Below are 11480 nucleotides of genomic sequence, written 5' to 3' on the forward strand. Positions count from 1 at the left end.
GATGGACTCGATGACTTCCGACAGCGACAAGGCGAAGGACGGCGAGGAGCTGCTGCCGTCGGCTGCTGATGCCGACGTGTCGCACGACGCCGTGGATGGGGCGTCGCACGACGCCGTGAGTGAGGCGTCGCACGACGCCGCGAGTTCGGTGCCGCATGACGCCGTGGACCAGAACGCCGAGCTCACCGAGCCCGGTGTCTCCGGTGATGAGGTGGACGCCGGCTGGCAAGCCGATGAGACCACCGCTATCGGCCGGGTGGATTCTCACGCCGCCGACGCGGGCACCGCGAGGTCCCCTGACACCGACGGGACCGACACGCTCGGCTACGTCGACGACGGCGGTCATCGCGCCTACAGCGCCGCCGGCGATGACGGCACCGACGCCGAGTACGGAGCCGACAACCGGTACGGGGACGCGGATCACCGATCCGATCACGACTACGCCCCGGAAGATGCGCCCGATCCGGACGACGATGGGGCCGGCGGGGCGTCCGCGGCTCCCACCGGTCGCGGACATCGCCACCCGTTGCGCAGCGCGCTGATCGCCGTACTGGTCGGCGCGGTGGCCGCGGGCGGCGTGCTCCTGTGGTCCGGTGCCTACACGGACACCGAGAACGAGGGCGTCGGCACGACTGCGATCGGTGACCAGCACGCCGAGGAGAACGACTTCACGCGGTCGGAGGCGGGCGATTGCCTGCAATGGAACGCCAAGGATCCGGGTGCGCCGAGCCTGGCCGACTGCACCGCGCCGCACCGGTTCGAGGTGGTCGGCGACATCGACACCGAGGCCTATCCGACGTCGGAGTTCGCCGACTCGGCGCCGTGGCCGGGTTTGGAGCGTTTCGCAACCATTCGCGACGAGACCTGCCCCACGGCCGTCGACCGCTACCTCGGTGGCGGCCTCGACCCGCAGGGCCGGTTCGCGCCGGGTCTGATGTTCCCGTCGAAGGTGCAGTGGGAGCGCGGTGCGCGTGTGCTCAAATGCGGAATCGAGCAGCCGGGCGCCAAGGGTGTGCAGGAGGAGTTCACCGGCCGTGTGGCCACTGCCGATCAGTCGTTCAGCTGGCCCGCAGGCACATGCGTCGGGATCGACCGTGCAACCCGAAAGCCCGCAGGCGAGGTGGTGAACTGCTCTGAACCCCACGCCTTCCAGACCACCGGCATCGTCGACCTGTCGCACAAGTTCGGCGACCGGAACTCGGGCAAGCCGTGGCCCAGCGTGAAGGACCAGAACGAGTACCTGAAGCGGATCTGCCCGACTCAGACGAACCGCTTCTTCGGTGGTGGAGACAAGTTCGAGGACTCCACCCTCAACGTGCAGTGGTCGGTCATCTCGGAGGTCAGCTGGATGACGGGCAGCCGCCGCGTCGTCTGCTACGCGGCACTGCCGCATCGGGGCGGATTCGCCACGCTCGTCGGTGACGCGCGGGAGTCGTTGCTGGTCAACGGTCGCGTGCCGGTTCCGCCGAAGGACGGCCCCCCGGGGCGGTCGGTGCACGACCCGGTTCCGCTTCCCGACGGGTACACCCCGAACGACCAGGAACTGCCCGCGCCCGGCGGGGCCTGATCTTCCGATGGTCGTGTCGATGTCGGACCGGCATTTCGAGGAATTGGTCGGCGACGCACTGGACAGGCTCCCGAACGAGATCACCGACGGGATGTCGAACGTGGTGATCCTGGTGCAGCCGCATCATCCGGAGGATCCGACGATCCTGGGCCTGTACACGGGGGTGGCGCTCACCGAGCGCACCACCGATTACTCGGGCTTCCTGCCCGACACGATCGAGATCTACCGGGATCCGCTGCTCGCGATGTGCGACACCGACGAGCAGGTGCGGCACGAAGTGGCGGTCACCGTCCTGCACGAAGTCGGTCACCACTTCGGGATCGACGACGCGTGGCTCCATCGGAACGGATGGGGCTGACGACCCTCATCCCATCGGGTCGGTGAACGTCCCCGGGTCGTTGGGTACTCCCTCGGCTTCCGGTAGATCGGCGTCGCCCCAACGGCGGACGATCCACAGCCCGTCTCGTAGCTCGAGGTCCACCGATCCGGTGTTCGGCAGGTAGTTCTTCATGGCGAACTCCGGATCGATGCGTGCCAGATGAGCCGCGATCAACCTGATCGCGGCACCGTGCGATACGAGGTACACGTCGCGGTCGGCCGCTACGTACTGCTGCGCCAGGTCCTCGACGGCGGGAAGGTACCGCTCATGCAGCATCTCGAGTGATTCGCCACCCGGCACGTGGGCGTCGAGGTCGCCGCGATGCCAGCGCTCGACGACGTCACGGAAGATCTCATGCGCCTCGCGATCGGTGCGTCCTTCCAGGTCACCGACCTGGATCTCGTGGACGCCGTCGATCGCAGTGGTGTTCCCCTCCCACACCGAGGCGATCATGTCGGCCGTCTGGCGGGCGCGGTTCGCCACCGAGTGGGCGAGGACCGCGGGACTGCCATCGGGATGCTCTAGACCGAATCGGACGCCCTGACGTGCGCCGAAGTCGGTGAGGGAGGCGCCGGGGAGCGCGGTATCGAGGATCCGCATGACGTTCGAGGTGGTCTCTCCGTGCCGGACCAGGTGCAGCCGTGCCATGTCAGTCGGTCCCTTCCAGGAGGCGGCTGAACCACTCGTAGGATTCGCCGTGGTCCGGGGTCGTGGAACGGCCGATGCGATCGACTGGCCACGAGCCCAGGAAGATGACCCGCTCGGAGCTGCGGTGCAGCGCGCGCAGCGCCTCGCCGACGGCGGCGTCGGAGACGTGGCCGCTGGCGTCCAGGTAGAAGCGGTACTGGCCGGGGGCTCCGACGTTGCGTGGGCGGGACTCGATGCGCGTGAGATCGATGCCGCGCGTGGCGAACTCGTTCATCGCGGTGACGAGGCTGCCGGGTCGGTTGGGCAGATCCAGGATCACGCTGGTGCGGTCGGCGCCGGTCGGCGCGGGCGGGGGCCCCGGGGGGCCGAGCAGAAGGAATCGGGTGACCGCGTCGTCGGAATCGGCCACACCGTCGGCCAGCGCCGTCAATCCGTGGAGGCGTGCGGCGGCGGCCGTGGTCACGGCGGCATCGACTCGTCCGGCCGCGACGTCCTGTGCTGCGCCCGCATTCGACGTCGCGATGACGAATTCGGCGGCGGGAAAGCGCTCGGCCACGCTTCGCCGTACTTGAGCCGAGGCCACCGGGTAGGCGGCGATGGACCGTACCCGGTCGGCGGGCAGGGGCTCGCGCGCGGCGATCGTGAACGCGATGTCGAGGGAGGTCTCGGCGTACGCCTGGACCCGACGTCGGCCCGTGGAGGGCACGAGGGCATCCATGGTCGCCGGGACCGCTCCCTCCAAGGAACTCTCGATCGGCACGCATCCGTAGTCGGCCTCACCGGACTGAACAGCGGCGATGACCGCTGTCGGGCTGGAGATCGCCAGCGTGGTGGCCGACTCGTCCGACCGCTCCGCGAGGATCGCATCGAGGGCCATCTCGGTGAACGTGCCCGCGGGACCGAAGTAAGCGAAGACTGGCACGACCCCAACAGTAGTCGAGTCGGTGGGCGTCGGCCCGAGTCGGCGTTGACGGATCGGCAAGCGGAATCTACGTTTGGCTTAAGTAAGTTAGGCTTACCTACATTCGTTCCGAGTCGCGGCGCGGATGTCTCACGGTGATGCACGAGCGGAGGACCCATGAACTCGACCGGTGAACCGAGCGATGCCGAGATCATCCAGACAGCGTGCCGCCGGGCAGTCGGCGGAACGCTCTCGGTTGACCGGGATGACGCAGGGGTCCCGGAGGCCGTCCCATCCGGGACCGATTCGGGGGCATGCGATTCGGTCGCCATGATTCATCTGTTCGAGGGTGACGCGTTCCTGCTCGTGCCCGACGAATGTTCTGCGCGTGCCGCAGCCGACACGGACGCCGGCACGTCGGCGATGCTCGAGGTGATCGACTGCGCACCGCTTCGCCTGCGCGAACGCGTCCGCTCCCTGGTCTGGTTGACCGGAACCCTGCACCCGATCCCGATGGAACTGCAACGCGAACTGGCCATCGAGATCGCGACCGAGCACGCAGACGAGCGACTCCTGGATGTGGGACACGGGTACTCGATGATCCGCATGGCGATCGGCTCCGCGGTCGTCGCCACGCCCACCGGCGCAGGGGCGGTGGACGTAGTCGCACTCGCGACGGCGGCCCCCGACATGTTCTGGGAGTACGAATCCGATTGGCTCGCGCACCTCGAATCCGATCACGCCGATCTCGTTCACCAATTGGCTCGCCGAATCCCGGAGACTCTCCGCAACGGCCGGGTCCGGCCGCTGAGTCTCGACCGGTTCGGGATCACCTTCCGGGTGGAGTCGGCCGACTCCGACGAGGACTTCCGGCTCTCGTTCAGCCGGCCCGTGGCGCGGGTGGTCGATCTGTCGGCCGCTCTGCACGCACTGGCGCTGCATCCCGCTCTCGATCACCAGCGCTGACGGTGCCGGGCGGCGGCTCGCCGTAGGCTGACACGGTGCACGTGCAGAGGGTCGAGGATCGTTCGCGCAGGCGCGCGATCATCGCCGAGATGGCGATCGTCGGCGTCCTCACCTTCGGCTTCTCCGCGCTCTCGGCGATCGTGTCGCTGATCGAGGCGGAACTCGGCACCGGCATCTCGTCGACGACGGTCGCACTCAACCCGGAAGCTTCGGCGAACGTGGCGATCGACGTCATCCGCCAGTCGATGCAGGCTATCCGGCTGTTCGCGATCGGCGGCCTCGGCGCATATCTGCTGTGGCGCGGCGGTTTCGCGTTATCGGCCGTCGGGCTCGGGAAGCCGTCCCGACGGGACCTTCCGACGGGACTGGGGCTGGCCGCACTGATCGGAGTTCCCGGCCTGGCACTGGTCGCGATCGCCGGTGCACTGGGCATGAACGGGATGCTCGAGCCCGCACCCGAGGGCAGTCCCTGGTGGCGGGTCCTGCTCCTATGCGTGATCGCGGCGGGCAACGCCGTCGCCGAGGAGGTGGTGGTCGTCGGGTACTTCATGGTGCGGATGCGCCAGCTCGGCGTGGGGCAGGGCAGGGCGCTCGTCTCGTCTGCACTCCTCCGCGGCGCCTATCACCTCTACCAGGGGTACGGCGGCGGACTGGGCAACGTGGTGATGGGCCTCGTCTTCGGACGCTGGTATCAGCTGACGAATCGTCTGTGGCCGTTGATCATCGCGCACACCGTGATCGATGTCGTGGCGTTCGCCGGATACGCGTTGCTATCCGACCACCTCGGCTGGCTGGGGCTCTGACCGCACCGGCCTCGGGAGAGCGCGGCACGGGTGCGAGTGGGGGATGCAACCCGCACCCGTGCCGCGCTCCGGCGATCCGAGTAGCTCCCTCCCAAGAGCCCCGATTTCCACCCGGACCGAGCTGGTGACCCCGACGTGCGGGGCCGACGGCGGAGTCGACGTCTCACACGCAACTCTAATTCACCGCAGCGCGTCGTCAGGCGCGTTCGGAGCGGAGTTCATGTCCCTTCGACGTCAGACAGCGTCCGCTGGACAGATCCCACTGCCATCCGTGCAGGTTGCAGGTGAGCTTCTCGCCGTCGACGACGCCGAACCTGCTCAGGTCGGCCTTCAGGTGCGGGCAGCGCCGCTGGATCTTCCAGCCGTCGAGTTCGATCGACGAGGAGTCGTCGTGTGCTTCGGAGAACCAGCCGTCGGCGTACGAGATCCGCTCGTCGGTCAGGCATTTGAAGAACGTGTACAGGTATTCGTTGTAACCGCCGATGCGCCAGGTGGTGAAGCGCGTCGACAGGAAGATGGTGTTGACCCAGTCCGGTTCGTCGTCCCGCAGCACGGTGCGCACCAACTCGGGCGCGATGCGGAATCCGTAGCGGTACTTTCCGTCGCCCTCGGCCTTCATCCGCACCGAGCGTTCCGGGAAGTCGAGGACGAACGTCTCGTCGCCGACGACGAGCCCCACCGGATACCCGATTCCATCCGAGATGAGGTCGGACGCCTTCATGATCGGCTCGAACAGCGACTGCAGCTGGGGGAGGAGCGGCTCACCGTCCGCATCGGCCCAGGTCTCGCGTTCAGCGGCGATGATCGGGGCGAACTTCTCCTTCATGGAGTCCAGGTAGGCCTTCTTGTTCTCGCCGAAGACCTGGTCGGGCGCATACGGGTGCGACAGCTCCAGCATCTCGTCGCCGCGGAAGTCGGCGACCGAACCGGACACCATCATCACGCCGCGGTGGCGAATGCCGTCGTCCGTGCCGTGCTGGCGCATCTGCTCCAGGAACTCGGCCTGGTCCGGGAAGATGCTGGCCTTGTCGGAATCGCTGCCGGTGTTGAAGTCGTTGAGCGCGTACAGGTCGTCGTCGAGGAACATCGGCGGACCGGCCGACGGAACCACCCAGGTGGCATCGACCTGCTCGATGTACGACCGTGCGCGATCCATGCCGCGCTGCCGCTTCTGCATCGCGAAGTTCGCCTTCGACTTGCGCGGAATGTCGTAGACCATCGGGTACCAGATGGCACCCGAGTACTGGAGAAGGTGGACGTCGATGCGACCGAACTGCTCGGCGACCGCGTCGAGGTCGACCGGCCGAGCGTCGTTCATGTTGAAGCAGACGGTCTCCCCGTCGTCCACGATGAGACCGGAGTCGCCGATCGGGCCGTCGGCGGGCGCGCGCAGCGCCATGATCATCACGTCCAGATCGCCCTTCGGGCCGGAGACCTGATGCTTCACCGAGTCCTCGGTCTCCACGAACTTCGTGAAACCGAGTCGCTCGAGCTCGCGTCGCAGGTCCGGCACCGGATAGTCCGGCAGGAGCACCGTCGCGTCCTTGTTGACGTTCTCCACGAGATTGCGCTCGTCGAAATGGTCGCGGTGCAGGTGCGAGACGTACAGGTAGTCGCAGTCGCCCAGCTTCTTCCAGTCCAGCTCGGTGTTGTCCGGGAACGGAATCCACGACGCGAAGTATGCGGGGTTGACCCACGGGTCGCACAGGATGGACCCGGCGGCGGTCTGGATGTGGAAGCCGGCGTGGCCGATGCTGGTGATCTGCACGGGGCTGTGCCTTTCGGTCTGACTACTCGGGGGCGACGGCCTGCGGCTCGCCGAGCGGTGGTGTGGGGCTGACACGACAGCGGATCTCGTCGGCCGACGATACGCCGCAGGTCGTTCCGATCCGATCTTATCGCTGCGCCGCATCTGCACCGTCGACGACGGGTCCCTGGTGACTCCTCTCTCCGAAACGCGTCCGGCCGACGGCGCCGGTTGGACGGCGGCCACTCGGATGAGCGAATCCGGGACTAAACTCGCGGGCATGGAACCCGTGTACGCCGGAGTCATCTCCGCCGCGAGAATGATGTGGCTGGCCCAAGGCCTGAAATTCGACATCTCGGGTGTGGGGAACATGCCCGAGGACGGGCCGGGAGTGGTTGCGTTCAACCACACCGGCTATCTCGACTTCACCTTCGCCGGAATCCCGGCGTACCTGAAGAACCGCAGGTACGTCCGCTTCATGGCGAAGAAGGAGGTCTTCGACAATTCGATCGGCGGGCCGATCATGCGGTCGCTCAAGCACATCCCCGTCGATCGGGCGAGTGGTGCGCAGAGTTTCCAGGACGCCGTCGACTACCTCAAGCGGGGAGAGCTCGTCGGTGTCTACCCCGAGGCGACGATCAGCCGGAGCTTCGAGTTGAAGGGGTTCAAGAGCGGTGCCGCCCGGATGGCGCTCGAGGCCGATGCGCCCCTCATCCCGACCATCGTGTGGGGCGCGCAGCGGATCTGGACCAAGGGTCATCCGAAGGATCTGGGCCGGACCGGGGCGAAGATCATGGTCGGCGTCGGCGAGCCGATCGCTCCGGAAGGGACGCCCGAGCAACTCACCGCGCGTCTGCACGAGTCGATGCGCGCCAAACTCACGGAACTGCAGGACGCCTACGGTCCGTACCCGCCCGGCGAGTTCTGGGTGCCTGCGGCGCGCGGCGGCGGGGCGCCCACCCTGGATGAGGCGAACGCCATGGATGAGGCAGACGCGCAGGAGAAGGCGCGCCAACGAGCCGAACGTTCGGCGGACGGGAGTACCGAAGCCGGGGACGCGGTCTGACATGGAGCGGGTTTATCGGGCCCTGGAGGCGACAGCAGGCGCGATCTTCACCGCGCAAGCCGTCGATCTGCGGGACCGTGGACTCGCGAACATCCCCGCGTCCGGTGGCGGGGTCGTGGTGGTCAACCACACCTCGTACACCGACTTCATCCCGGTCGGACTCGTGCTGCGACGGGCAGGCAGGCGGGCCCGGTTCCTGGTCAAGTCCGAGCTCACCGAGCACGCTGTCATGCGGTACCTGGTGAAGCGCACACGGTCGGTGCCGGTGGACCGCTCGGTGGGCGCCGACGCGTACCGCGCGGCGGTCGACGCGTTGCGTTCGGGAGAGCTGATAGCGGTGTACCCCGAGGCGACCCTGAGTCGCAGTTTCGAACTGAAGGAGTTCAAGTCCGGTGCTGTGCGCATGGCCGCGGAATCGGGAGCCCCGGTGATCCCGGTGATCGTCTGGGGCGCGCAGCGGCAGTGGAGCAAGGGCACGAGACGCCGTCTCGGCCGGCATCGGCTCCCGATTCACGTCGAGATCGGAAGTCCGGTCACGTTCGCGGCCGACACCGATCCGCACGACGGTTCGGCGCGGCTCCGAACGATCATGGAAGAAATGCTGCACCGCGTGCAGGCGGACTACCCGGATGCGCCTGCGGGCGCCGACTGGGTACCAGCCCGGCTCGGCGGTGCGGCGCCCACGTCGGAGGAGGCCCTCGTCATCGAAGACTCGGAAGCTCGAGCGAAAGCGGTTCGTCGAGCTGCGAAGCGGGACCAGAAGGGCAATCGCGGATGAGCGGGTTCGGCCCACCGTCGATGATCGCCTCGGACGTCGACGGCACTTTGATCGGCGACGACAACCTGCTCTCGGAGCGCACCCGCGACGTGCTGGCCCGGGCGCGTGTCGCGGGTGTCGAGCTGATCCCGTCGACGGGGCGCCCACCGCGGTGGGTTCCCGAGATCACGGACCAGCTCGCGGGTACGACGGCCGCGGTGCGGTACGCGGTCTGCGCGAACGGCGCGATCATCTACGACGTCCGCGCCGACCGGGTTCTCCACGCCGTCGAGTTGGCTCCGGAGACCCTGGAGGTGATCCGGGGCATCTGCAACGATGTGCTGCCCGGCTGCGGTCTTGCCGCGGAGCGGGCGGGCACGTCGGCAACCGACGCCGCGACCCCGTCGTTCGTCGCCACTGCGGGTTACGAGCACGCATGGCTCAATCCGGATCACGTACAGGTGAGCGACGCGCACCTCACCGAACTTCCGGCCGTGAAACTGCTGGCGCGGGTGCCCGGCATGTCATCGCAGGCGATGGCCGACCGGGTAGCGCCGCTCATCGGTGATCTCGCGGAGATCACGTTCTCCATCGGCACGGGTCTGATCGAGTTGTCGGTGCCGGGTGTGCACAAGGCGTCCGGTCTGCAGTGGCTGCTCGCCCACACCGACGTGGACGGCTCGGCATCGGTCGCGTTCGGCGACATGCCGAACGACGCGGAGATGCTGCGCTGGGCGTCGCACGGCGTGGCGATGGCCAACGGTGATCCGGTGGCTCAGCGGGCCGCCGATGAAGTGACCGCGGCCAATACCGACGACGGTGTGGCGTGCGTACTCGAACGTTGGTTCTAAAAGCGTGACGTGGTTGTGACCGCGTCGGCTTGTCGTCTCCGCTCTAGGATCACTACTGTCACAGGAGTCCCACTAGTCACACGGGCCACAGGGGTATCGCCTGGGTCCCGCCCGAAGGGGTTCCGCAGTGCCGAATGTCCGACCGAGTCGATCCAAGAAGCGAACCATCACCTTCGCCGCCCTGGGGCTGGCTCCAGCTCTGCTCGCGGGCGGCCTGGTGGCCGGCAACAACGACGTGCTGAGCACCGACGTCGGGCTGACCGCAGGTTCGGCGATCACGTTGGTCGGCCACGGTCATGGCCACGGCCGTGGAATGGGCCAGTGGGGTGCGTACGGCTATGCCAAGAAGGGCTGGTCGGCGGATCGGATCCTGCGCCACTACTACGGCAACACCACCGCGGGGAAGGTGAGCACTCCCGACGTCACGGTCTCGCTGAGCGAGAAGAAGTCCGTGAGTGTTCATGCGGCATCGGGGATGCGAGTAGGCGGCCAGAAGGTGGCTCCCGGGCAGGCCGTGAGCCTGTCCGGGGGTAACGCCACCATCCGGTCCGGCTGCGGCGGTGACGTCGTCAAGACCGTCAAGGCGAACCAGGTGGATCCGATCAACGGCGACACCAATCGGCCGGCGAACGAGCTGCTCACGTTCTGCAACGGCGGCGACACGTACCGCGGCTCCATCGGCCTCGGATCCGGCGGCGTGTTCAACAAGCTGCACGTGGATGACTACGTCAAGGGCGTCATCCCCAAGGAGTCCATGCCGTCGTGGGGTGACTCCGGCGGATTCGAGGCGCTCAAGGCGCAGTCGGTCGCCGCTCGGTCGTACATCGTGGCGGGCCTGGAGCGCGGCCGAAAGATGAACAACACCCAGCAATCGCAGATGTACCACGGTGCGAAGGGCGAGGATCCGCGCACCAGTCGGGCCGCGGACGCGACCGCAGGCCAGATCCGGCTCCTGAACGGGAAGGCCGCCCTCACCGAGTTCTCCGCCTCCTCCGGCGGCTACACGGCAGGCGGCGACTTCCCGGCAGTGGTCGACGAGGGCGACTCGATCGCGCCCGCACACAACTGGAAGGCGACCGTCAGCCGGTCGAGCATCGCGTCGGCGTTCGGCGTCGGTGCGCTCAAGAGCTTCGAGGTCAGCGAGGCGAACGGCCTCGGCGGCGGCAGCGGCCGCGCGCTCAAGGTCAAGGTCGTCGGCTCGGCACGCACGGTGGAGGCCACCGGCGACGAGGCACGCACCAAGCTGCAGCTCAAGTCCGACTGGTTCTCCGTGGAGGGGCAGAAGTCGACGCCCAGGATCGTGAAGCCGAAAGTAGGGCAGTCCGCACCCGGTGTCGGGAACGGACCGCTCGATCTCTCGCCGCTCAGCGACCTCCTCGGCAAGGTGATGCCAGGGGCGTCCGTGATCGGGATGTCCGGGATCGAGGACGTACCCGCGAAGGTGCAGCCGCTCGTCGAACAGGTGATCACGCAGGGCATGTCCGCGCTCAAGGCGAAGACCGTCTCGATCGACGACAGTGCGAACTCGCAGGGGTCCACCGGGACGGTGAGCGCACCTGAACTGGTCACCGACGGCAATGGCATGCACGGCCTGATCCAGGTGCTCCAGAACGGAGTGCTGTACTTCAGCCCGCTGACCGGTGCGCATGCACTGATGGGTGACGCGCTGACCGAGTATCTCGACGCAGGCGGAATGGAGAAGCTCGGCTTCCCGAAGGCCGACAAGCTCGAATGAGCCCACGACACGCACCCCGATTCACCGGGTGCGTGTCGTGCGTCTCCATGTGTGGAAACG

At 67.5% G+C, this 11480-nt stretch carries 11 protein-coding genes; 8 read left to right on the top strand and 3 right to left on the bottom strand.

Annotated features, from left to right (window positions below; all coding sequences use genetic code 11):
• The first annotated feature begins 10 nt into the window (after positions 1 to 10).
• Together FO044_RS00530 and FO044_RS00535 are read left to right on the top strand one after the other, a co-directional pair.
• Positions 11 to 1567 carry a septum formation family protein gene (locus FO044_RS00530; protein WP_132992755.1) on the top strand — a complete coding sequence of 519 codons (1557 nt, stop codon included), beginning with the start codon at positions 11 to 13 and terminating at the stop codon, positions 1565 to 1567.
• Positions 1568 to 1574: 7 nt separating this feature from the next.
• Complete coding sequence (locus tag FO044_RS00535; RefSeq protein ID WP_132992756.1) at positions 1575 to 1925, top strand: metallopeptidase family protein; 351 nt, start codon at positions 1575 to 1577, stop codon at positions 1923 to 1925.
• A 6-nt stretch (positions 1926 to 1931) separates the two neighbouring features.
• Here FO044_RS00535 and FO044_RS00540 read toward each other — a convergent pair whose 3' ends face one another.
• The gene (locus FO044_RS00540) at positions 1932 to 2594 is read right to left on the bottom strand and encodes a histidine phosphatase family protein (RefSeq protein WP_132992757.1); all 663 of its coding nucleotides are present in this window, start codon (positions 2592 to 2594) and stop codon (positions 1932 to 1934) included.
• Position 2595: 1 nt separating this feature from the next.
• Positions 2596 to 3516: a prephenate dehydratase gene (gene pheA / locus FO044_RS00545; protein ID WP_165943065.1), complete on the bottom strand. Its 921-nt coding sequence runs from the start codon at positions 3514 to 3516 to the stop codon at positions 2596 to 2598.
• A 156-nt stretch (positions 3517 to 3672) separates the two neighbouring features.
• Between pheA and FO044_RS00550 the strand changes: the two genes are divergently transcribed.
• Both FO044_RS00550 and FO044_RS00555 read left to right on the top strand, forming a co-directional pair.
• Positions 3673 to 4461 (top strand): DUF2470 domain-containing protein, encoded by a 789-nt coding sequence (locus tag FO044_RS00550; protein ID WP_132992758.1) that lies wholly within the window; start codon positions 3673 to 3675, stop codon positions 4459 to 4461.
• Between the two features lie 89 nt (positions 4462 to 4550).
• Positions 4551 to 5264, top strand: coding sequence for a CPBP family intramembrane glutamic endopeptidase (locus FO044_RS00555; protein ID WP_132993399.1), 714 nt, complete (start codon positions 4551 to 4553; stop codon positions 5262 to 5264).
• Between the two features lie 196 nt (positions 5265 to 5460).
• Here the strand turns inward: FO044_RS00555 and FO044_RS00560 are convergent, their stop codons facing one another.
• Positions 5461 to 7032: a Rieske 2Fe-2S domain-containing protein gene (locus FO044_RS00560; RefSeq protein ID WP_132992759.1), complete on the bottom strand. Its 1572-nt coding sequence runs from the start codon at positions 7030 to 7032 to the stop codon at positions 5461 to 5463.
• A gap of 259 nt (positions 7033 to 7291) precedes the next feature.
• On the opposite strand from FO044_RS00560, the gene FO044_RS00565 reads away from it, so the two are divergent.
• From FO044_RS00565 to FO044_RS00580, 4 genes are all read left to right on the top strand, one after another.
• Complete coding sequence (locus FO044_RS00565) at positions 7292 to 8077, top strand: lysophospholipid acyltransferase family protein (RefSeq protein WP_132992760.1); 786 nt, start codon at positions 7292 to 7294, stop codon at positions 8075 to 8077.
• A 1-nt stretch (position 8078) separates the two neighbouring features.
• Entirely contained in the window at positions 8079 to 8855 is a 777-nt protein-coding gene (locus tag FO044_RS00570; protein ID WP_132992761.1) for a lysophospholipid acyltransferase family protein, read from the top strand.
• Positions 8852 to 9685 (top strand): HAD family hydrolase, encoded by an 834-nt coding sequence (locus FO044_RS00575; RefSeq protein ID WP_132992762.1) that lies wholly within the window; start codon positions 8852 to 8854, stop codon positions 9683 to 9685. The genes FO044_RS00570 and FO044_RS00575 overlap by 4 nt, the downstream gene beginning before the upstream one ends.
• Before the next feature lie 127 nt (positions 9686 to 9812).
• Complete coding sequence (locus tag FO044_RS00580; protein ID WP_132992763.1) at positions 9813 to 11420, top strand: SpoIID/LytB domain-containing protein; 1608 nt, start codon at positions 9813 to 9815, stop codon at positions 11418 to 11420.
• Positions 11421 to 11480: the final 60 nt, after the last annotated feature.

The organism is Gordonia zhaorongruii (assembly GCF_007559005.1).
Lineage (GTDB): Bacteria > Actinomycetota > Actinomycetes > Mycobacteriales > Mycobacteriaceae > Gordonia > Gordonia zhaorongruii.

Excerpts from the sequence above, each read along its gene's own strand:
- FO044_RS00565 (WP_132992760.1), top strand. The coding sequence starts at position 7,292 with ATGGAACCCGTGTACGCCGGAGTCATCTCCGCCGCGAGAATGATGTGG.
- FO044_RS00530 (WP_132992755.1), top strand. The coding sequence starts at position 11 with ATGACTTCCGACAGCGACAAGGCGAAGGACGGCGAGGAGCTGCTGCCG.
- FO044_RS00575 (WP_132992762.1), top strand. The coding sequence starts at position 8,852 with ATGAGCGGGTTCGGCCCACCGTCGATGATCGCCTCGGACGTCGACGGC.
- FO044_RS00535 (WP_132992756.1), top strand. The coding sequence starts at position 1,575 with ATGGTCGTGTCGATGTCGGACCGGCATTTCGAGGAATTGGTCGGCGAC.
- FO044_RS00570 (WP_132992761.1), top strand. The coding sequence starts at position 8,079 with ATGGAGCGGGTTTATCGGGCCCTGGAGGCGACAGCAGGCGCGATCTTC.
- FO044_RS00550 (WP_132992758.1), top strand. The coding sequence starts at position 3,673 with ATGAACTCGACCGGTGAACCGAGCGATGCCGAGATCATCCAGACAGCG.
- FO044_RS00540 (WP_132992757.1), bottom strand. The coding sequence starts at position 2,594 with ATGGCACGGCTGCACCTGGTCCGGCACGGAGAGACCACCTCGAACGTC.
- FO044_RS00555 (WP_132993399.1), top strand. The coding sequence starts at position 4,551 with ATGGCGATCGTCGGCGTCCTCACCTTCGGCTTCTCCGCGCTCTCGGCG.